18 protein-coding genes and 1 pseudogene are annotated in these 21,478 nt (G+C 64.9%); 14 read left to right on the top strand and 5 right to left on the bottom strand.

Annotation, left to right across the window (positions count from 1 at the left end; translation table 11 throughout):
• Positions 1–142: 142 nt before the first annotated feature.
• Positions 143–313 carry a hypothetical protein gene (locus AB6724_RS09380; RefSeq protein ID WP_369338251.1) on the bottom strand — a complete coding sequence of 57 codons (171 nt, stop codon included), beginning with the start codon at positions 311–313 and terminating at the stop codon, positions 143–145.
• Here AB6724_RS09380 and mltA point away from each other — a divergent pair.
• A complete protein-coding gene (gene mltA, locus AB6724_RS09375) occupies positions 312–1,484 on the top strand; it encodes a murein transglycosylase A (RefSeq protein ID WP_369338250.1) in 1,173 nt (390 codons plus the stop codon). The genes AB6724_RS09380 and mltA overlap by 2 nt on opposite strands.
• Positions 1,485–1,547: 63 nt before the next feature.
• Here mltA and AB6724_RS09370 read toward each other — a convergent pair whose 3' ends face one another.
• Positions 1,548–2,057 carry an Lrp/AsnC family transcriptional regulator gene (locus AB6724_RS09370; protein WP_369338326.1) on the bottom strand — a complete coding sequence of 170 codons (510 nt, stop codon included), beginning with the start codon at positions 2,055–2,057 and terminating at the stop codon, positions 1,548–1,550.
• 188 nt (positions 2,058–2,245) lie between these two features.
• On the opposite strand from AB6724_RS09370, the gene AB6724_RS09365 reads away from it, so the two are divergent.
• From AB6724_RS09365 to AB6724_RS09345, 5 genes and pseudogenes are all read left to right on the top strand, one after another.
• Entirely contained in the window at positions 2,246–5,821 is a 3,576-nt protein-coding gene (locus tag AB6724_RS09365; RefSeq protein WP_369338249.1) for an indolepyruvate ferredoxin oxidoreductase family protein, read from the top strand.
• A gap of 351 nt (positions 5,822–6,172) precedes the next feature.
• Complete coding sequence (gene yajC / locus AB6724_RS09360; protein WP_369338248.1) at positions 6,173–6,505, top strand: preprotein translocase subunit YajC; 333 nt, start codon at positions 6,173–6,175, stop codon at positions 6,503–6,505.
• Between the two features lie 86 nt (positions 6,506–6,591).
• Positions 6,592–8,490, top strand: coding sequence for a protein translocase subunit SecD (gene secD, locus AB6724_RS09355; RefSeq protein WP_369338247.1), 1,899 nt, complete (start codon positions 6,592–6,594; stop codon positions 8,488–8,490).
• Between the two features lie 12 nt (positions 8,491–8,502).
• A complete protein-coding gene (gene secF, locus AB6724_RS09350) occupies positions 8,503–9,456 on the top strand; it encodes a protein translocase subunit SecF (protein ID WP_369338246.1) in 954 nt (317 codons plus the stop codon).
• A 50-nt stretch (positions 9,457–9,506) separates the two neighbouring features.
• Positions 9,507–11,866 (top strand): annotated as a pseudogene (locus AB6724_RS09345) (DUF1631 domain-containing protein).
• A 145-nt stretch (positions 11,867–12,011) separates the two neighbouring features.
• On the opposite strand, the gene dprA reads toward AB6724_RS09345, so the two are convergent.
• Positions 12,012–13,199 (bottom strand): DNA-processing protein DprA, encoded by a 1,188-nt coding sequence (gene dprA, locus AB6724_RS09340; protein ID WP_369338245.1) that lies wholly within the window; start codon positions 13,197–13,199, stop codon positions 12,012–12,014.
• Positions 13,200–13,212: 13 nt separating this feature from the next.
• Positions 13,213–14,403, bottom strand: coding sequence for a LysM peptidoglycan-binding domain-containing protein (locus AB6724_RS09335; protein WP_369338244.1), 1,191 nt, complete (start codon positions 14,401–14,403; stop codon positions 13,213–13,215).
• A gap of 203 nt (positions 14,404–14,606) precedes the next feature.
• Between AB6724_RS09335 and def the strand changes: the two genes are divergently transcribed.
• The 8 genes from def to AB6724_RS09295 all read left to right on the top strand — a co-directional run bounded on the left by def (position 14,607) and on the right by AB6724_RS09295 (position 20,869).
• Complete coding sequence (def, locus tag AB6724_RS09330; RefSeq protein WP_369338243.1) at positions 14,607–15,119, top strand: peptide deformylase; 513 nt, start codon at positions 14,607–14,609, stop codon at positions 15,117–15,119.
• Between the two features lie 13 nt (positions 15,120–15,132).
• Positions 15,133–15,630 carry a hypothetical protein gene (locus AB6724_RS09325; protein ID WP_369338242.1) on the top strand — a complete coding sequence of 166 codons (498 nt, stop codon included), beginning with the start codon at positions 15,133–15,135 and terminating at the stop codon, positions 15,628–15,630.
• 150 nt (positions 15,631–15,780) lie between these two features.
• Positions 15,781–16,746, top strand: coding sequence for a methionyl-tRNA formyltransferase (gene fmt, locus AB6724_RS09320; RefSeq protein ID WP_369338241.1), 966 nt, complete (start codon positions 15,781–15,783; stop codon positions 16,744–16,746).
• A complete protein-coding gene (locus AB6724_RS09315) occupies positions 16,743–17,519 on the top strand; it encodes an AzlC family ABC transporter permease (protein WP_369338240.1) in 777 nt (258 codons plus the stop codon). Before fmt ends, AB6724_RS09315 begins: the two co-directional genes overlap by 4 nt.
• Positions 17,516–17,845, top strand: a complete 330-nt coding sequence (locus AB6724_RS09310) for an AzlD domain-containing protein (protein WP_369338239.1) — start codon at positions 17,516–17,518, stop codon at positions 17,843–17,845. The genes AB6724_RS09315 and AB6724_RS09310 overlap by 4 nt, the downstream gene beginning before the upstream one ends.
• A gap of 220 nt (positions 17,846–18,065) precedes the next feature.
• Entirely contained in the window at positions 18,066–19,259 is a 1,194-nt protein-coding gene (locus AB6724_RS09305) for a phosphoglycerate kinase (RefSeq protein ID WP_369338238.1), read from the top strand.
• Positions 19,260–19,548: 289 nt separating this feature from the next.
• Positions 19,549–20,028 (top strand): Crp/Fnr family transcriptional regulator, encoded by a 480-nt coding sequence (locus AB6724_RS09300; RefSeq protein ID WP_369338237.1) that lies wholly within the window; start codon positions 19,549–19,551, stop codon positions 20,026–20,028.
• Between the two features lie 157 nt (positions 20,029–20,185).
• Positions 20,186–20,869, top strand: a complete 684-nt coding sequence (locus AB6724_RS09295; RefSeq protein WP_369338236.1) for a hypothetical protein — start codon at positions 20,186–20,188, stop codon at positions 20,867–20,869.
• A gap of 21 nt (positions 20,870–20,890) precedes the next feature.
• Here the strand turns inward: AB6724_RS09295 and AB6724_RS09290 are convergent, their stop codons facing one another.
• Positions 20,891–21,448 carry an adenine phosphoribosyltransferase gene (locus AB6724_RS09290; RefSeq protein ID WP_369338235.1) on the bottom strand — a complete coding sequence of 186 codons (558 nt, stop codon included), beginning with the start codon at positions 21,446–21,448 and terminating at the stop codon, positions 20,891–20,893.
• Positions 21,449–21,478: the final 30 nt, after the last annotated feature.

The following is a 21,478-nucleotide window of genomic DNA, read 5'->3' as shown; positions in this document are numbered from 1 at the left end:
CCGACAAACCAGCTTCACTTTGGAAACTGCAAGGCAGTGATCGTACTGCGGCCGAATGACGAAAAAGCGTAGGACACAGGCCGACATGGGCGTTCCGCTTGCAAAAGATTGTCACCATTGGCTGCCGGCGCCCAACCGGCGGCTAGCTCGATTTTGAGCCGTCCTGGTCGGAGTCTGCAACCGATGCGCGCCGCTGCTCGGTCCGGGCGCTGGCCGGCAGCTCACCCTTTTTGCGACCGGAGAACATGGTCCACCACACAATAGCGACCAAAATCGCCAACGCCAGCAGTGCTTCAAGCAAAATCAGACCCATGAATTTCCATCTCCTGCGCCATGCCTTGTTGGCGCTGATTGTAGGAACCCTGGTGGCCTGCACCACCACCAAGCAGCAAAACGACCCATCGCCGGTGACCGAGCAGCAGCCTCATGGCGGGACGTCCGCGCCCAAGGTCCCGTTCACCGCCAATGTACCGACCAAGAGCCGCTGGGTGCCGGTGGACTGGGGCGATCTGCCGGGCGTGCCGCTGGACTCGCTCAACGAGGCCTGGAACGCCTGGATCAAGAACTGCGAGCGGCCCAGCACCGTGTTCGCGGGCCTGTGCGGCGATGTGCGGCGCCTGAGCATCGCCTCGGAGGACGAGCAGCGCAGCTGGATGATGAGCAATCTCCAGCCCTATCGCATCGAGGCCAGCACGGGCAGCCCCGATGGCATGCTGACCTCGTACTACGAACCCATGTACGAGGCGCGCCGCCTGCCGGGCAACGGTTTCAACGTGCCGCTGTACCAGACGCCGCAGGGCTTCGGCAAGCGCAAGCCCTGGTACACGCGCCAGCAGATAGACACCAATGCCGAGGCCCAGGCCGCGCTGGCGGGCCGGGCCATTGCCTGGCTGCGCGACCCGGTGGACATGCTGGTGCTGCACATCCAGGGCTCGGGCCGGCTGCAGCTGACCGAGCCCGACGGCCGCCAGCGCATGATCCGCGTGGCGTTTGCGGGCACCAATGACCAGCCCTACAAAAGCGTGGGTCGCTGGCTGCTGGACCAGGGCCTGGTGCGCGATGCGACCTGGCCCGGCATCAGCGCCTGGATCGCCGCCAATCCCGCGCGTGTGAACGAGATGCTGTGGAGCAATCCGCGCTATGTGTTCTTCCGCGAGGAAGAGCTCAACGAGTTCGATGCCCAGTTCGGTCCCAGGGGCGCGCAGGGCGTGGCGCTGACGCCCGGACGCTCGATCGCCGTGGACCGCAACAGCATTCCCTATGGCACGCCGGTGTGGCTGTCCACGCCCGGGCCCACGGTGGCCCTGAACCGGCTGGTGTTTGCGCAGGATACGGGCAGCGCCATCCTGGGTGCCGTGCGCGCCGACTACTTCATGGGCTGGGGCGCCGAGGCCGGCGATCTGGCCGGCCGCATCAAGCAGCCGCTCAAGCTCTGGGCCTTCTGGCCCAAGAGTCTCGCGGGTTCGGCGCCGCATCTGCGCTAAAGACTCATTTCGATAGCTGAAAGCGCTTGAAGCGGTTTGCTTCAAGCGCTTTTTCTTTGGGATTTACTTCTTGGCGTCCGTGGGCGCCAGCCCGGCCATGGCGCCCAGATGGGACAGCGGCAGCGCCGGGCTGGACTTGATCTCGCCCAGGGAGAAGCTGGTCTGCATGTCCTTCACATTGGGCAGGTGCAGCAGCGTGTTGCGCGCAAACTGGGCAAAGCTGTCCAGATCGCGCGCCACGACCTGCAGCTCGAAGGTGCCGGTGCCGCTGATGTAGTGGCAGGAGACCACCTCGGGCAACTTGCGTATCGCCTCCTCCATCTCCTGGGTCAGCGAGCCCGCGGTCTGCACCGCATCCAGGCGCACGAAAGCCAGCACGCCCAGGCCTATCTTGTGGCGATCGATGTCGGCGTGGTAGCCGCGGATATAGCCGGCCTCCTCCAGCGCGCGCACGCGTCGCCAGCAGGGCGCGGCCGAAAGGCCCACGCGCTGGGCCAGCTCGGTATTGGTCAGGCGCGCATCGGCTTGCAGATGCGCGAGGATGGCAATGTCGAATTTGTCGAGATCGTTCACAAACGGTGATTTCAAGGAAAGATTCTTGCTCAGGATACTTGAATTACGGCAAAGAAAGAAAAGACATATCAGGGCAGCGCCCCTACACTGAAAGCGGCAATTCATTACCAATGACAACGAGTCGGGCGCGGCCGGGCTTCCATGCGGAGCCGGTGCGAGACGCCCGACCACCAACATGGAGACAAGCCATGAATGCCCCTTTGCCCGATGAAGTCCGTCGTGCCCTGGAGTCGGTGACTCTGGACGACAAATATTCGCTGGAACACGGCCGCGCCTTTATGAGTGGCGTACAGGCCCTGGTCCGGCTACCCATGCTGCAGCGCCTGCGCGATGCCAGGGCCGGCCTCAATACCGCCGGCTTTATCAGCGGCTATCGCGGCTCGCCTCTGGGCAGCTACGACCAGTCGCTCTGGGCCGCCAAGAAGTATCTGGAGGCCAACCACATCGTGTTCCAGCCCGGCGTGAACGAGGAGCTGGGCGCCACGGCCGTCTGGGGCACGCAGCAGCTGGACCTCTACCCCGAAACCAAGCAGTTCGACGGCGTCTTCGGCATCTGGTATGGCAAGGGCCCGGGCGTGGACCGCTGCTCCGACGTGTTCAAGCATGCGAACATGGCCGGCACGGCCAAGCATGGCGGCGTGATTGCGATCGCCGGCGACGACCACATCAGCAAGTCCTCCACGGCCGCGCACCAGAGCGACCATATCTTCAAGGCCTGCGGCACGCCGGTGTTCTTCCCCAGCAATGTGCAGGACATCCTGGACATGGGCCTGCATGCTTTTGCCATGAGCCGCTTCTCGGGCCTGTGGTCCGGGCTCAAGACCATCCAGGAGGTGGTCGAGTCCTCGGCCAGCGTCTTGGTCGACCCCGATCGCGTGAACATCGTCCTGCCCGAGGATTTCCAGATGCCGCCCGGCGGCCTGCATATCCGCTGGCCCGATCCGCCGCTGGAGCAGGAGGCGCGGCTGATGAACTACAAGTGGTATGCGGCCCTGGCCTATGTGCGCGCCAACAAGCTCAACCACAATGTGATCGCCACGCCCAACGACCGTTTCGGCATCATCGCCAGCGGCAAGGCCTATAACGACACGCGCCAGGCGTTGGCCGATCTGGGCCTGGACGACGAGACCTGCCGCCAGCTGGGGATCCGCCTGCACAAGGTCAACGTGGTCTGGCCGCTGGAGGCCACGATCACGCGCGACTTCGCGCGCGGCCTGCAGGAGATCCTGGTGGTCGAGGAAAAACGCCAGGTCATCGAATACCAGATCAAGGAAGAGCTCTACAACTGGCGCGACGACGTGCGCCCCAACGTGGTGGGCAAGTTCAGCGACGAGCACGGCGGCGAGTGGTCGCTGCCCAATCCCAGCACCGACTGGCTGCTGCGCCCCAATGCCGACCTCACGCCGGCCCTCATCGCGCGCGCCATCGCGGCGCGGCTGCACAAGCTGGGCGTGCCCGCGCATATCGAGGCGCGCATGCACGAGCGCATCGCCGTGCTCGATGCGCGCGAGTCCGCACTGCAGGCGGCCAAGGAGCTCGCCACCGGCGACCGCATCCCATGGTTCTGCAGCGGCTGCCCGCACAACACCAGCACCCGCGTGCCCGAAGGCAGCCGCGCCGTGGCCGGCATAGGCTGCCACTACATGACGACCTGGATGCCGGACCGCAACACCAGCACCTTCACCCAGATGGGCGGCGAGGGCGTGACCTGGACCGGCCAGGCCCATTTCACCAAGGACCAGCATGTCTTCGCCAATCTCGGCGACGGCACTTACTTCCATAGCGGCCTGCTGGCCATACGCCAGAGCATCGCCTCGGGGGTGAACATCACCTACAAGCTGCTCTACAACGATGCCGTGGCCATGACGGGCGGCCAGCGCGTGGGCGAGCGGCTCGAGGGCCACACGGTGCTGCAGATCATGAACAGCCTGGTTTCCGAGGGCGTGGCCAAGCTGGTCATCGTCACCGACGAGCCCGAGAAATACGCGGGGGTCAAGCTGGCCGAGGGTGTGACCGTGCACCACCGCGACGAGCTGGACCGCATCCAGCGCGAGTTCCGCGAGATCCAAGGCTGCACCGCGATCATCTACGACCAGACCTGCGCCACCGAAAAGCGCCGCCGCCGCAAACGCGGCACCCTGAGCACGCCCGACAAGACCGTGATCATCAACGAGCTGGTCTGCGAGGGCTGCGGCGACTGCTCGGTACAGTCCAACTGTCTGTCGGTGGAGCCCGTGGAGACTGAGTTCGGCCGTAAGCGCCGGATCAACCAGAACAGCTGCAACAAGGACTATTCCTGCGTCAAGGGCTTCTGCCCCAGCTTTGTGACGATAGAGGGCGGCCAGCTCAAAAAGCCCAAGAAGGAGAAGAAGGGCAATCTCGACGCCTTGCCCAATCTGCCCGATCCGGTGCTGCCCGTGGCCGAGCAGGCCTGGGGCATCGTCGTGGCCGGCGTGGGCGGCACGGGCGTGATCACCATAGGTTCGCTGCTGGGCATGGCCGCCCACCTCGAAGGCAAGGGCGTGATCACCCAGGATGCGGCGGGCCTGGCGCAGAAGGGCGGCTCCACCTGGAGCCATATCCAGATCGCCAACCGAGCCGATGCCATCTACACCACCAAGGTGGACATGGCCAAGGCCGACCTGGTCATAGGCTGCGACCCCATAGTCGCGGCCACGCCCACCACCATGGCCGTCATGCAGCCGGGCCGCACCTTCATCGCGCTCAACAGCCATGCCTCGCCGACGGCGGCCTTTGTCGGCAATCCCGACTGGCAGTCGCCCGAGTCGCGCTGCGCCGCGGTCCTGGCCGAGGCCGTGGGTGCCGATGCCGTCGGCATCTTCGATGCCGAGAGGGCCTCGACGGCACTGCTGGGCGACAGCATCTACGCCAACCCCATGATGCTGGGCTACGCCTGGCAGAAGGGGCGTGTGCCGCTGTCGCATGCCTCCATCATGCGCGCCATGGAACTCAACGGCGTGCAGGTGGGCAACAACCAGGCAGCCTTCGAATGGGGCCGACGCTGCGCCCATGATCTGAATGCCGTGCGCGCGCTGTTCCAGGCCGCGCAGGTGATCCAGTTCGTCAAAAAGCCCTCGCTCGATGAAATGCTGACCAAGCGCGTGGAGTTCCTCACCGGCTACCAGAACGCGGCCTATGCCAAGCAGTACCAGGACTTCGTGGCCCGGGTGCGGGCGGTGGAGGAGCCTCTGGGCCAGGGCACGCGGCTGTCGCAGGCCGTGGCGCGCTATCTGTTCAAGCTCATGGCCTACAAGGACGAATACGAGGTGGCACGCCTGCACACCGATGCGGCCTTCACCCGGCAGATCGGCGAAATGTTCGAGGGCGATTACAAAATCGTCCACCATCTGGCGCCGCCGACCTCGGCCCGCAAGGACGAGCAAGGCCATCTGATCAAGAAGTCCTACGGCCCCTGGATGCGCCAGGCCATGGGCGTGCTGGCCAGGATGAAGGGCTTGCGCGGCACGGCGCTGGATCCGTTCGGGCGCACCGAGGAGCGCCGCACCGAACGCGCGCTGATCGCCGAGTACCGCCAGTGCCTAGAGACCCTGCTGGCCGGCCTCACCGCCGACAGGCTGGCGCTGGCCGTGGAGATCGCCTCCATTCCCGAGGACATCCGCGGCTACGGCCATGTCAAGGAGCAGCATCTGGCCGCGGCGCGCAGCAAATGGCAGGCGCTGCTGACGCGCTGGAGCCAGCCGGCGACACCTGCGGCCGCCGCCAGGATCGCTGCAGTGAACTAATTGCGGCGGATGGCATCACAACAAGGCCGGGGCAACCCGGCCTTTGTATTGGCCGCAGCGACAGGCTGGCGGCGTATCCTCTGGTATTGATAGCTTCTGGCGCTGGCGTCTATTGGTTTTCAAAAGCAAAACAACAAAAAATCAAGGCATATACAGCGTCTGAAGCTATGGTTTTCATGGTGTGGCGCCAGTCGCGGGCCGGCGTGAGCCAGATCAGGGAATGCCTGTGCCCCTGAGCTGCCCCTGCCGGGGTCGGGATCAAGCCAGCCGCATACAATGTCCCGCTGACCTGGGCGGCGCACGCCTGCCCGGGCCCAGTTCTGACAAATTCACTCTTTCGGAGTCTTTTTCGTGTTTATTTCTTCTGCTTTCGCCCAGACCGCCCCTGCCGCCGCTGCTGAAGGCGGCTTCATGGGCTCGCTCACCGGCATGCTGCCGCTGGTGCTGATGTTCGTGGTGCTGTACTTCGTGATGATCCGTCCCCAGATGAAGCGTCAGAAGGAACACCGCTCCATGATCGACGCGCTGGCCAAGGGTGACGAAGTAGCGACCGCCGGCGGCATCATCGGCACCGTGACCCGCTTGGCCGAACAGTTCATCTACATCGAAATCGCTTCCGGCGTGGAAGTGCAGATCCAGCGCTCGGCCGTGGTGCAGGTGCTGCCCAAGGGCACGGCCAAGTAAGCCTGTCCGCTGTTGAGAAGGGGTACGGCGTTCAGCGATGAGCGCGCGTACCCGTTGTGCGTTGCTGTAATTCAAAGAGCGCGATCATGAACCGATACCCGGTCTGGAAGTACGCGATCATCGTGATCGCGCTGCTGGTGGGGGTGTTCTACACCCTGCCCAATTTCTTCGGTGAAGCGCCTGCCGTGCAGGTGTCTTCGGCCAAGTCCACCGTGAAGGTGGACCACGCCGTGCTGCAAAAAGTGCAGACGGCCCTCGATGCCGCAGGCGTCAAGCCCGATTCCCTGTCGCTGGAAGGCACTTCGGTGCGGGCCCGCTTCAACACGCCCGACGAGCAGCTCAAGGCCAAGGACGTGATCCAGAAGCTGCTGATCAGCGACCCCACGGATCCCGGCTACATCGTGGCGCTGAACCTGGTGTCGCGCTCGCCTGACTGGCTCACGGCCGTCGGCGCCAAGCCCATGTACCTGGGCCTGGACCTGCGCGGCGGCGTGCACTTCATGCTGCAGGTGGACATGGCTGCGGCCCTGACCAAGAAGGCCGACAGCTACGCCGGCGATCTGCGCACCACCATGCGCGACAAGAACATCCGCCACGGCGGCATCAGCCGCGACGGCAACAATGTCAACATCCGCGTGCGCGACGAAGCCACGCTGACGGCCGCGCGCAATCTGATCGCCGACCAGTTCCCCGACCTGGTGACCACTTCGTCTCCCGACGGCACGGGCTTCACGCTGCAGGCCTCGATCAAGCCCGAGGCCCTGCGCAAGGTGCAGGAGCAGGCGCTCAAGCAGAACATCATCACGCTGCACAACCGTATCAACGAACTCGGCGTGGCCGAACCCGTGATCCAGCAGCAAGGCCTGGACCGCATCGTGGTGCAGCTGCCCGGCGTGCAGGACACGGCCAAGGCCAAGGACATCCTGGGCCGCACGGCCACGCTGGAAGTGCGCATGGTCGACGAGTCGGCCGAGGCGCGCGCCGCCGAGCTGGGCTCGGGTCCCGTGCCCCTGGGTTCGGAAAAATACCTGGACCGCAACGGCCAGACCGTCATCGTGCAGAAACAGGTCACGCTGACCGGCGAGAACCTGACCGATGCCCAGCCCGGCTTCGACAGCCAGACCCAGGAGCCCACCGTCAATCTGACGCTGGACGCCAAGGGCTCGCGCATCTTCAAGGACGTGACGCGCGAGAACGTGGGCAAGCGCATGGCCATCATCCTGTTCGAAAAGGGCAAGGGTGAGGTGGTGACGGCGCCCGTGATCCGCTCCGAGATCGGCGGCGGTCGCGTGCAGATCTCGGGCCGCATGACCACCATGGAAGCCAACGACACGGCCCTGCTGTTGCGCGCCGGCTCGCTGGCCGCGCCCATGGAGATCATCGAGGAATACACCATCGGCCCCAGCCTGGGCGCCGACAACATCAACCGCGGCATTCACTCCGTGGTCTGGGGCATGGTGGCGATTGCCGTCTTCATGTGCATCTACTACATGGTGTTCGGCGTGATCTCGACCATCGCCCTGGGCGTGAACGTGCTGCTGCTGCTGGCCATCCTGTCCATGCTGCAGGCCACGCTGACCCTGCCCGGCATCGCCGCCATGGCGCTCGCTTTAGGCGTGGCCATCGACTCCAACGTGCTGATCAACGAGCGCATCCGCGAGGAACTGCGCGCCGGTGCATCGCCGCAGGCCGCCATCCATGCGGGCTACGAGCATGCCTGGCACACGATTCTGGACTCCAACGTGACCACGCTGATCGCGGGCCTGGCCCTGCTGGCCTTCGGCTCGGGCGTGGTGCGCGGCTTTGCCGTGGTGCACTGCATAGGCATTCTGACCAGCATGTTCTCGGCCGTGTTCTTCTCGCGCGGCCTGGTCAACCTCTGGTACGGCGGGCGCAAAAAGCTCAAGAGCCTGGCCATCGGTCAGGTCTGGAAGCCCGAGGGCTCCGATCTGCGCTCCGTGGCCAGCCGCCGCGTCGGCGAATAAGGGGAAAAGAGCATGGAATTTTTCCGCATCAAAAAAGACATCCCGTTCATGAAGTACGCGTTGGTTTTCAACGCGATCTCCTTCATCACCTTTGCGCTGGCCGTCTTCTTCCTGTTCTCGCGCGGCCTGCATCTGTCGGTGGAGTTCACGGGCGGCACGGTCATGGAAGTGGCCTACACCCAGCCCGCTGACATCGGCAAGGTGCGCGAGAGCATCTCCAAGCTCGGCTATGCCGATGTGATCGTGCAGAACTTCGGCACCTCCAAGGACGTGATGGTGCGTCTGCCGGTGCAAAAAGGTGTGACCTCGGCTCAGCAAAGTGAGCAGGTGCTTGCATCGCTCAAGGCCGAGGACCCCGAGGTGACGCTGCGCCGCACCGAGTTCGTGGGACCGCAGGTGGGCGACGAACTCATGCACAACGGCCTCATGGCCCTGGGCTTCGTGGTGCTGGGCATCGTGATCTACCTGGCCTTCCGCTTCGAGTGGAAGTTCGGTGTCGCGGCCATCATCGCCAACCTGCACGACGTGATCATCATCCTGGGCTTCTTCGCCTTCTTCCAGTGGGAGTTCTCGCTGTCGGTGCTGGCCGGCGTGCTGGCCGTGCTCGGCTACTCGGTCAACGAGTCGGTCGTGATCTTCGACCGTATCCGTGAAGCCTTCCGCAAGTTCCGCAAGCTCAACACACATGAGGTGATCGACCACGCCATCACCTCGACGATGAGCCGCACCATCATCACCCACGCCTCCACCGAAGCCATGGTGCTGTCGATGTTCTTCTTCGGCGGCCCCAGTCTGCACTACTTCGCGCTGGCACTGACCATCGGCATTTTGTTCGGCATCTACTCCTCGGTGTTCGTGGCGGCCGCCATCGCCATGTGGCTGGGCGTCAAGCGCGAGGATCTGGTCAAGGCGCCCAACAAGGCGTCGCAAGACCCCAACGATCCGAACGCCGGAGCCGTGGTTTAAGTTTTCCGGCCGTGCCGCCTGCCGGCCTCCGGCCGATTTAAACTCGGGAAATGACTCCGTCGCAGTCTTCCTCCTTAGCGCCTGCGGCCCAGCAACAGCTGGGCTGGCAGGCGCGTTTGCGTTGGGCCCATGGCATTTGTCAGGGTCTGCCCAAGATTGCCCAGCAGCTGGACGAATTTCTCTCCAGCCAGAGCGGCACCGTTTCCACGCAAAAGGAAATGCAGGGCTGGCACGAGGCCTGGACGGGCTTTCAGGAACACCGGGCGGCTTGGTTGCAGGCCGGCACCCAGGCCCTGCAGCAGGCGGCGCGCAAGCCGCCGCTCGCATCGGGAGGAAGCAGCAGTGCGGCGCCGCTGACCTTCGAGCTGTTGAGCGACGATGTGGTCGAGAACAAGATACTGGCTTCGCGCATGGCTCTGGCCATGGGCGAGTCCTTGCAGCCCGGCTTCGAGGCCATGCGCCTGCGCATGCAGGCGCTGGAAGGCCAGGAACTGCCTGCGCAGGACCTGTTCCGCACCGAGAGCGTCTGCCTGCACCTGGTGGAACAGTGGGTGAGCTGCGGCATGGAGCGTGCGCATCTGCTGCGCGTGGTCGAGCCCCTGCAGAATGCGCTGGCGCCTCTGCTGGCAGCCGAATACGAGATCTTGCACAAGCTGCTGGATGCCAAGGGCGTGAGCAAGGCCCAGGATGCGCCGCTGCGGGTGCGGCGCACCGAGGCCGGTCCGGCTTCGGCGTCCATGCACCTGGATCAGCACAGCGGCTATAGCGGCTACGGGCAGTCGGGTCTTTCCACCCGCGGCTGGCCGCGCACCGGGGCGCAGCCGCCCATGGCCGGCGGTGCGCCTCAGGCCGCGGCCAATTTGGGCGTGAGCATGCTGGCGCGGGCGCGCCATCGCGCGCTGGACGCCATGAACCAGCTGCGCCAGCTGCTGAGCCAGCCCGCCATCGGCATTCCGGGCCTGCTGCCCGGCGTGCCGGCCGCGCCCATGCCGCCGGCCTCGGCGGCGCTGGCCCAGGCCCTGCAGGAGCACAGCAGCTGGCGGCGACCCAGTTCAATACCCAGTACCAGTTTGCCGCGGCCACGGCGTTGCCGGCCGTGGATTACAGCCCGGCGGCCCTGGGCCAACTGGTCAATCTGGTGCGCGAGCGCTCGGCCGACTGGAAGCAGAAGGCCGAAACCAAGGGCGAAAAGGCCACCATCGAAGTGGTGGCGCTGATGTTCCAGAGCATTCTCTCGGAGGACCGGCTGCCGCCTTCCATCCGCGTCTGGTTCGCGCGTCTGCAAGTGCCCGTGCTGCGCGTGGCCTTGGCCGAGCCGCAGTTCTTCAGCGACCTCAACCACCCGGCGCGCAAGCTGATCGACCGCATGGGCTCCTGCGTCATGGGCTTTGATGCCAGCAGCATCAACGGCAATGCACTGGAGGCCGAGGTGCGCCGCGTGGTACAGGTGATAGAGCAGTATCCCGAGACCGGGCAGAAGGTCTTTGCGCTGGTGCTGCGCGAGTTCGAGGAGTTTCTGAGCAAGCACCTGACGCAGAACCAGTCCACGGCCAAGATCAGCAGCGTGGCCCAGCAGGTGGAGCAAAAGGAAACCCTGGCCATCCAGTACACCATAGAGCTGCGCAATATGCTGGCCGACATGCCGGTGCGCGAGGAGGTGCGGGACTTTCTGTTCAAGTCCTGGGCCGATGTGCTGGCCATGGCCGCCGTGCGCTATGGGGCCAGGAACGCGCGCGCCATGCGCTTCAAGCAGGCGGCCGGCGAGCTGGTCTGGTCCGCCAGCGCCAAGCCCTCGCGCCAGGAACGCGCCCGCGTCATCCAGGGGCTGCCGACCTTGCTGCAGACCTTGCGCGAGGGGCTGGAGCTGGTCGGCGTGACGGGCGAGGAACAGTCGGCGCAGATCAAAAAGCTCACCGACACCCTGGCCGAGGCCTTTGTCTCCAAGACGGCGGCCATTCCGCCGGAGCGCATGGAGGCCATGGCCAAGCGCCTCTCGGAGCTGGAGAAATACATCAGCGACGACGGCAAGCTCGACGATATGCCTCTGTCCAGCGAAAGCATAGAGATGATGCTGGGGGTGGATGCCGCCGATCTGCAGGTCATCCCCAACACGGATGCGCCCGTGGATCCCGCCATGCTGGAGTGGGCCGAAGCGCTGGAAACCGGCCGCTGGTTCACGCTGGACCACAACGGCGCGCGCATGCAGGTGCAATATGTGTGGCGCAGCCGCCGCAAGCAGTTGCATCTGTTCGCCTCGCTGGACGGGCATTGCTATCTGCTGCAGCTGCAGCGCATGGCCGCCTATCTGCAAGCCGGCCTGCTGGCCGTGCATGACGAGGAAGCGCTCACGGTGCGCGCCACGCGCGATGCGCTGCAGAAGATCCAGGCGAATCCCGAGAGATTGAGCTAATCCCCTGAGCCGCTTTCTCTACGCGCTGAGCGCTAGGGAAGGGGCCGGCGCCTTCGCCGGGGCGGCCCCGCCGCGAGACGGCTCTTGCTTGGCGCCTCTGGCTTGGACCGCGCCAGATTCAAGGGTCATGGCCCAAATGGCTTATTCAGCCGCGCACCAGGCGTTGGTACATGCCGCCAGGTAGGCGGGCCACCTGGCCGTCAAGCTCCAGCTCCATCAGCTGTGCCTGCAGATGAGCCGCGTCCCAGCCCGTGAGCGCGATCAGCGTGTCCAGCGACTGGGGATCGTAGCCCAGGGTCTGCAGCAGAGCCGGCTCCTCGCGGGTCATCTTGTTTTTGATGGTTTCCGACGCAGGATCCGCATGGGTCGCCGGCGGTTGAAGACCTTGAAGCTCTTCCAGCACATCGGCGGCCGTCTCCACCAGCTTGGCGCCCTGGCGCAGCAGCGCGTGGCAGCCCCTGGACTGCGGCGCATGAATGGAGCCGGGGATGGCAAAGACCTCGCGGCCCTGCTCGCCGGCCAGGCGCGCCGTGATCAGCGAGCCGGACTGTAGCGCGGCCTCTACCACCAGCGTGCCTTGCGACAGGCCCGAGATGATGCGGTTGCGCTGCGGAAAGTGGCGGGGCAGAGGCTCGCTGCCCAGCGGGTATTCGCTGACCACCAGACCATGCAGTGCAATCTGCCTCGCAAGTGCCAGGTGCGCGCGCGGATAAACCTGATCCAGCCCCGTGCCCACGACGGCAATGGTGTTGGGCCGGAGTCCGTCGCCAGCGGCCTGGAGCGCGCCTTCATGCGCCGCCGCGTCGATGCCTAGCGCCAGGCCCGAGACTATGCACAGCCCCTGCTCGGCCAGGGCCCGAGCCATCTCTTTGGCATTGATGCGGCCTTGGGCCGAGGGGTTGCGGCTGCCTACCATGGCCAGCGTGTTGGGGTAGGGGAACCAGGCCAGGTCCGAGGCCAGCAGCGCCTCGGGCCCTTGCACAAACAGCAGCAGTGGCGGATCGGCGGTCTCCAGCAGGGCTGGCGGATATTGCGGGTGGCCCAGCGGCACGAGGGCATGGGCGGTGCCCGGGGCTGGTTCTGCCAGCCAGCGCCCGAGAGCATCGCTGTGGCGTTGCCAGTCGGGAGGCAGGGCCGCCAGGGCCTGGGCCTGCGCTTCGGTGGCGCATTCGCGCCAGGCGGCGGCCGGCAGCTGCCATATCTGCTGTGCGCCGCCGGCCCTGGCCAGCAGGCGCCGCGCCGCGCTGCGGCCCAGACCCGGCGTCAGCAGCAGGCGCAGCCAGGCCATGGACTCGGCGTCATGGTGGAAATCCTGCGTGGCAGACTGCACCATGAGCGCGCCCGTTTCAGCGCGCCTGCGGCGCCTGCAGGCCGTCGCCGACCCTCACTCCACGGTTGGTGGAGGTGACGAGCACATAGGAGACCCGGTCGAACACCTTGAAGACCATGGCATAGCCGTTGAACTCGTCGGGCAGCTTCACCACGTCACGCGTGGGGCTGGTCTTGTCCACAATGCGCGCACCCTTGCTGACCAGTTCCAGCACGGTGCCGATTTCCATGCCGTCCCGTTCGCCCTTGTTGATGGCAATCACCTGGTTCTGGGCCGCGTAGAGCACGGCGGCATCGCCATAGATGGACACCACGGCAGCGTTGACGGGGCTGCGCGGCGCATGGGGCATATAGCTCAGGTATTGCTGAGCGGGCGAGGGCAGCAGGCGGTCGCCGGCCTTGATCTCGTTCTTGGACCGGGTGATGCTGATGGTGCCGGGAGCAGCCTGGACCAGTTTGCCGCCTTCGGCCTCGACCAATGTTTCCCCCTGGATCACATTGGCGCTGCCCAGGTATTTGGCCTCGTAGCCCAGAACCTCGCCCGTGACGGGGTCCTTGAGTGCCACCGCATCGCGGAAGAGGCGGTAGCTGCTGGGCTTGCCGGCGCCGGCTTCCAGCACCGGACCACCCGAGCTGCGCACGTAGGCGCGGTCGCCATTGGCCATGAGCACGCGCTGGTCCTGAGTGGCGATGATGCGCGGCGCCTGCTCCAGCGTTTTGACGTCCACCACCAGGGGTTCGGCCAGGAAGGGCTCGATAAGGTGTGGCGGCAGCGTGGGCAGAGCCAGTTCGGACAGCGAGGACTCGCGGGTCTGGGGCGACAGGCGCACCACGCCGGGCTCGCCGCCGGGCGCCGTGGTGGACAGGCGTGCATAGCCGTTGCTGCGCACCAGATACAGCACCTGGCCGGGGTAGATCAGGTGTGGGTTGGCGATGCTGGACAGATTCATGCCCCACAGCTCGGGCCAGCGCCAGGGCTGGCGCAGATACAGGCCCGAGATGCCCCACAGCGTGTCCCCGCGCTTGACGGTGTACTGCGCCGGCGCGCTGGACGTGAGTTCGTTCTCGGGGATGCCTTGCTGGGCCACTTGCTGTGCGGTGGAGCGCTGGGTGGCAGTCACGGGGTAGCTCTGGGCATAGACCGAGGTCAGGGCGGCGACCAGAGTGGCACCTAGGCTCCAGGCACGTGCTGTGGCAAATGCGGTCATGAAAATCCTTCTTGCGGGAATCTGTGCTGCAGCGTCCCTCTCGTCGCTGCGCTGTGGCCGATCTTGGCATAACCAGCCGTACAAGTCTTACAAAAGTGCGCAAATTCTCGATGCAAGGCCTTGATAGATCAACGTTTATTGGGGACGGACCAAGCGTTTTGGCGCAAAAATTGGGACAATAACTACAGATTTACCGATAAACCATGGCCATCCTTCCCATCCTCTGCTACCCAGATCCCCGTCTTCACAAGATCGCCCAGCCCGTGGCGCAGGTGGATGAGCGCATCCAGACCCTGGTGAAAAACATGTTCGAGACCATGTACGACGCCCAGGGCATTGGCCTGGCCGCCACGCAGGTCGACGCGCATGAGCGCGTGATCGTGATCGATGTGTCCGAGGAGCGCAATCAGCCTCTGGTGCTGATCAATCCCGAGATCACCTGGGCCAGCGAAGAAAAGCAGATCGGCGATGAAGGCTGCCTGTCCGTGCCCGGCATTTATGACGGTGTGGAGCGCTCCGTCTCCGTCAAGGTCAAGGCGCTGGACGAAAACGGGCTGAGCCGCGAGATCGAAGGCGAAGGGCTGCTGGCCATCTGCATGCAGCACGAGATGGACCACCTGGTGGGCAAGGTGTTTGTCGAATACCTGTCCCCGCTCAAGCGCAACCGCATCAAGACCAAGCTGATCAAGGCCCAGAAGCAAGCCACCAAGGCTTGAAAGGAGCGTCATCATGCACAGCAGCCGCCCGAAAACACTGCTTGCCGCAAGTCTGCTGGCAATAGGGCTGGCGGGCTGCATGGTGCCCCAGTGGCAGAAGCCGGGCATGCCCCAGGCCGAGGTGGAGAAAGGCATGGGCAAGCCCACCGAGGTCGTGCCCTTGCCGGACGGCGGCACGCGCCTGATCTACAGCCAGCAGCCTGCGGGCCAGCAGGTCTACCATATGGACTTCGACGCCCAGCATCGCCTGGTGCGTGTGGAGCAGGTGCTGGATACCGCCCACTTTATTGCTCTGCGCAATGGTGTGGACACCAAGGACAGCGTGTACCGCGAGTTCGGGCCGCCGGCAAAGGTCGAGAGGGTCTACAGCTTCAATGGCGACATCTGGACCTACCGTTTTATGGACAATACCTTTGCGCGGCGCGCCCATGTGCATATAGACCCGCAGGGCGTGGTGCAGAAGGTCATGTTTACCGACGAGAGCATGTATCTGCGCGATTCGCGGAGATGACGACCCCCTGAGCCGCTGCGCGGCTTCCCCTGGAAGGGGGACGACGGCCTTTGCTGCGGGGCGGCCCTTGCCGGCCGTCTCTCGCTCGGGCCGTGCCTGTTTCACAGGTCGCGCTGAGTCATTGAGAGATAGACATTTTCTTTGCAAAGCATGAAAGTCATTTTTGCCGGCACGCCCGAATTTGCGCGCGTGGCCTTGGAACGTTTGCTGGCCGCGGGCTTTACCGTGCCGCTGGTGCTGACCCAGCCCGACCGCCCCGCGGGCCGCGGCATGAAGCTGCAGGCTTCTCCCGTCAAGCAGTGCGCGCTTGAGCACGGCATTGCCGTGGCCCAGCCCATGAGCCTGCGTCTGGATGGCAAATATCCGGAGCAGGCGGAGGCCGCCAAGGCCGCGATCGAGGCCGCTCAGGCCGATGTGATGGTGGTGGCCGCCTACGGCCTGATCCTGCCGCAATGGGTGCTGGACACGCCGCGCCTGGGCTGTCTGAACATCCACGCCAGCCTGCTGCCGCGCTGGCGCGGTGCGGCGCCGATTCACCGCGCCATCGAGGCCGGCGACGCCGAGACCGGCGTGACCATCATGCAGATGGATGCGGGTCTGGACACCGGCGATATGTGCGTGATCGAGCGTTTGCCGATTGCCGCCGACGACACCACGGCCAGCCTGCAGGACAAACTGGCCGCGCTGGGCGGCCGCCTGATCGTCGAGGCCTTGGAGATGGCGGCTTGTGGCGGCCTGAGGAGCACGCCCCAGCCCGCAGAGGGCGTGAACTATGCCCACAAGATCGAGAAGGCCGAAAGCCTGATCGACTGGAGCGAAAGCGCCGAAGTCATTGCGCGCCGCCTGCGTGCCTTCAACCCCTTTCCCGGCGGCGCGACCACCCTGGGCGGCGAAACCATCAAGGTCTGGGAGGCTGCGGCCGAAGCCGGTTCCGGGGCCGCGGGCACGGTGCTGTCTGCCGATGCGCACGGAGTGTGCGTGGCCTGCGGCTCGGGCGTGCTGAAGATGACGTTGCTGCAGCGTGCGGGCGGCAAACGTCTGGCGGCGGCAGACTTTCTGCGCGGTTTCGAGCTGCCTGCTGGCGCCGTGCTGGGCGGGGAGCCCGCGGGGGCATGAGCGAGACCGCGGCAACGCTGAGCCAGCGCGCAAGATCGATAGCCACAGACCCGTTCTTCCGCACCGGTTCCGGGGAAATGGCGGGCACGGCCCTGGGCATTGCGGCCTGGGGGCTGGTCACCGGGGTGGCCATGGTCAAGAGCGGCCTGTCCGTGCCCCTGGCGCTGTTCATGGGTCTCACCGTCTATGCGGGCAGCGCCCAGCTGGCCGTGCTGCCGCTGATGACCGTGGGTGCACCGCTGTGGGTGGTGTGGTTCACGGCCATCTGCGTGAACCTGCGCTTTGTGATCCTGTCCAGCATGTGGCGCAGCTATTTTGCGCGCCTGAGCCTGCGCCATCGCCTGGCCGTGGCGTACTTCAGCGGCGACGTGATCTTCGTGAACTTCATGCGCCGCTACCCCGAGCCCAAGCCTCAGGCCGAGCAGCTGCCCTATTTCTGGGGCGCGGCGCTGACCAACTGGCTGGCCTGGCAGATTCCGTCCACGCTGGGAATTTTCCTGGCCGACCAGATTCCCCTGTCCTGGGGCCTGGGTTTTGCCGGGGTGCTGGCGCTGCTGGGCGTGCTGCTGTCCATGCTCAAGGACCGGGCCACCTGGGTGGCGTCCATCGTTGCCTGTACCGCGGCCGTGGCCGCGTTTGCGTTGCCGCTCAAGCTCAATATCCTGGTGGCGATTGCGGCGGCCGTGGCCGCAGGCCTGATGACCGAGCAACTGCAGAAACAGGCGCGCCGGCTGCCGGCGGCCGAGGCCGATAGCAAGGAGGGCCGGTCATGAGCGGTTTCTGGGTCATCGTGACCTGTATCGGGCTGGCGCTGATCACCGTGATCACCCGTGCCTTCTTCATGCTTCCCAAGCAGGAGCTGCCGCTGCCCAGCTGGCTCAAGCGCGGCCTCAAATACGCGCCGCTGGCGGCGCTGGCGGCGGTGATCGCTCCCGAGATCGTGATGAGCAACGGCCGGCTGATCCAGACCTTGGCCGATGCGCGCCTGCCGGCCCTGGTGGCGGCGGTGGTGTACTTTTTTTACAAGCGCAGCATTCTGGGCACCATTGCCCTGGGCATGCTGATCTATCTGCCGTTGCACATCGGACTGGGCTGGTAGCTCTAGCGCAAGCCATGACAGGAGCTGAGCGCTCCTGTTTTGCTATTTGTTGCATGAGACTCGGCTGAAACCCAGTTACAGCATGCGAGTGATGCTCCTGTTTTTGAGTCGAGTAAGCAGGTAAAAGCACACCTTGCCGGCGTCGGTCGCCCTAAAATGGGCCAGATTTTTCACCTTTCCAATCTTTGTACGGGCGACTTCTGGGTCGCTTTTTTGCTGCATGAACATCATCCGCTTCTCCGACCTGTGCGCCCAGGGCAAAGCCCAGGGCAAGCGTGTTTTCATCCGTGCCGACCTCAACGTGCCGCTGAACGATGCCGGTGAAATCACCGAAGACACGCGGGTGCGCGCTTCCGTGCCCGCGATCGAGATGGCTTTGCAGGCCGGCGCCGCCGTGATGGTCACCAGCCATCTGGGTCGTCCCACCGAGGGCGAGTTCAAGCCCGCTGACTCGCTGGCCCCCGTGGCCAAGCGCCTGTCGGAGCTGCTGGGCCGCGAGGTGCCTCTGGTCGCCAACTGGGTGGACGGTGTGCAGGTCGCTGCCGGCCAGGTCGTGCTGCTGGAGAACTGCCGTGTGAACGTGGGCGAGAAGAAGAACAAGCCCGAGCTGGCCCAGAAAATGGCCAAGCTGTGCGACATCTTCGTGAATGACGCTTTCGGCACGGCCCACCGCGCCGAAGGCACGACCTACGGCATCGCCCAGTTCGCTCCCATCGCCTGCGCGGGCCCGCTGCTGTCGGCCGAGATCGATGCCATCACCAAGGCCCTGGCAGCGCCTGCACGTCCCCTGGCCGCCATCGTGGCCGGCTCCAAGGTCTCGACCAAGCTGACGATTCTGCAATCGCTGGCCAAGAACGTGGACCAGCTGATTGTGGGCGGCGGTATTGCCAACACCTTCATGCTGGCCGCGGGTCTGAAGATCGGCAAGAGCCTGGCCGAGGCCGATCTGGTCGGCGAAGCCAAGGCCGTGATCGAGGCCATGGCCGCTCGCGGCGCCGAAGTGCCCATCCCTACCGATGTGGTGACCGCCAAGACCTTTGCCGCCGACGCACCCGCCACCGTGAAGAAGGCCTCCGAAGTCGAAGACGACGACATGATTCTCGACATCGGCCCCGAAACCGCAGCCAAGCTGGCGGCCCAGCTCAAGCAGGCCGGCACCATCGTCTGGAACGGCCCCGTAGGCGTTTTCGAGTTCGACCAGTTCGCGGGCGGCACCAGGACCATTGCGGCCGCCATTGCCGAATCGCCAGCCTTCAGCATCGCCGGCGGCGGCGACACTCTGGCCGCCATCGCCAAGTACGGCATTGAAGACAAGGTTGGTTACATCTCCACGGGCGGCGGTGCTTTCCTCGAAGTGCTGGAAGGCAAGACCCTGCCGGCCTTTGAGATTCTGCAGCAGCGCGCCAACGGCTGATTTGGTCACATCCGCGTTTGCCTTTATCTGGCAAACGTAGTTAGCTATCAAAAAAGGATCGGTTCGCCGATCCTTTTTTATTCCCGGTTGGAGCCGGCCCACGGTATTTTTCCTGCAGAGGCGCTGCCGCGGGCCGCGCAGATGATTGGCGAGACGCTCGGAGTCGCTTAGCATGCTGCGTCGCAGCGATGCGTATCGCTGACCTCTGTTCTTCAAATGTTCGGCCTGCAGGGCTGGGACTCCGACAGATTCGGTGCCCCAGACCGCGGCTGCGTCTCTTTAGCTGCTTATGTCTGCTTCAACACCTCAGGATTTGTCGGCGCTGATCCAGGCGATGACCTCGTCCGTTGCCTCCGATACCGCGCAAAACGTGCTTTCCGCCGCTCAGTGGGAGCTGCTCGCGCCTTATCTGGTGCAGGTCAATCTGGCCAGCAGCGAGGTGCTGTTTGCCGAAGGTGCGCTGGACCGCAATCTGTACATGGTCGAGACCGGTTCCTTGAGCGTGCATTATCAGGATGCCAAGGAACGCATCCGTCTGGCGCTGGTGGGGCCTGGCTCCATCGTGGGCGAAGGGGCTTTCTTTGCCCACCGCCCGCGCCGGGCCACGGTACAGGCGGCCGCTTCCAGCCGCCTCTGGTGCCTGACCGCGCTGCGTTTTTCGGAGCTGGCCAATCGCCAGCCCGCTCTGGGCCTGGCCCTGGTCACCATGGCCGGACAGGTGCTGGCGCGCCGCTCCAGCGACAGCCGCCGCCGCGTCGCCAGCACCTGAGGTGTTGTAACACGGGGCAAAACATGTGGTGTTTTTGCTCACATTTGCCTTTGCTATCTGCCCTGGGAGCGGCGATTTTTTTGGCAAAACCGGCGCGGCGCGTCGGTTGAAGGGCAGAATGTGTCGTGTTGTAAATTTCGCTTAACAGAGTGTGTCCATGTCCCTGCTCCGATGGTTTTCTCGCTCACCGCGTCACAACGGCGGTCCGGAAACGACAGGAAGTCACCGGAATGCCCGTCACGAGGAAGATGCAGGCACTGCACGCCAGTCGCTGCGTGAGCAGCGCTCGGGTCGGCGTGAGCAGCTCTACGCCATCGTGCGGGAAATCATGGTCCGGGTCGGCATTCTGTCGGCTGGCTACAAGTTCAAGGTGCTGTCGCTGGACAGCAGCGGCCAGCGCTTTGTCGTGATGGTGGACCTGGCGCCGGCCTATGCGGCAGATGCCGCACAGCAAAGAAATATAGAAGCGCTGATCGCCGAGCTGGCGCGTGCACGCATGGGTGCCGCGGTCCATGCGGTGTACTGGCGCGTCAACGGGCAGATCCATGCGGCAGCGGCCGTGCCCGCCCAGGCCTTTGTGGCACCGGCCGCCGTGGCCCATCCTCAGGCCCGGCCCACGGCGCCCGGCGGCAAGGAGTTTGAGCCCATAGACGCTCTGGAAATGGATGCTTTCAAGCAGGCCGTGGCTGCCGCGGCGCATGGCGGGAGTGCGGCTCAGGGGGCGGTCCGGACCGGCAAAGGCCCGCTGCTGGGCCCGGGTTCCGGCACCGAGGAAAGTGGCGATTTCGCAGTTTCGGGCCTGGGCTCGCTGGGCGTGACCCAGTATGGCGAGCTGCGTTAGGCCGCTCGCCATCTTGCGGGCTTAATGCCCGGCAAAGTCCACCAGGGTGAACAGGGGCAGGCCGCTGTCCTTGAGATGCTTGGAGCCGCCCAGTTCGGGCAGGTCCACGATGGCGGCGCCTTCCACCACGGTGGCGCCCAGCTTTTCCAGCAGCTTTTTGCCCGCCATCATGGTGCCACCGGTGGCTATCAGGTCATCGATCAGCAGCACGCGGTCGCCGGGTTTGACGGCATCGGTGTGCAGCTCCACCGTGGCGCTGCCGTATTCGAGTTCATAGGTTTCCTCCACCGTGGTGAAGGGGAGCTTGCCTTTTTTGCGGATCGGTACAAATCCGATGTTCAGTTCGTGGGCGATCACGGCGCCCAGAATGAAGCCGCGCGCATCTAGGCCGGCGACCACATCGGGGCGCAGATCACGGCCCATATAGCGGTGGACAAACGCGTCGGTCATCACGCGAAAGACCTTTGGGTCCTGCAGCAGCGGAGTGATGTCCCGAAACTGCACGCCGGGCGCGGGCCAGTCGGGCACGGTGCGGATATGAGCGCGCAGATAGTCATTGACGCTGGTGGTGCTGTGCATGTGTGGGGCTTGAATCTCGGGATGGAGTCT

Origin of the sequence: Comamonas guangdongensis (assembly GCF_041079535.1) — a bacterium.
Taxonomy (GTDB): domain Bacteria; phylum Pseudomonadota; class Gammaproteobacteria; order Burkholderiales; family Burkholderiaceae_C; genus Comamonas; species Comamonas guangdongensis.
Note: the sequence above shows the minus strand (reverse complement) of the source record. Positions and strands in the feature narration are given on the sequence as shown.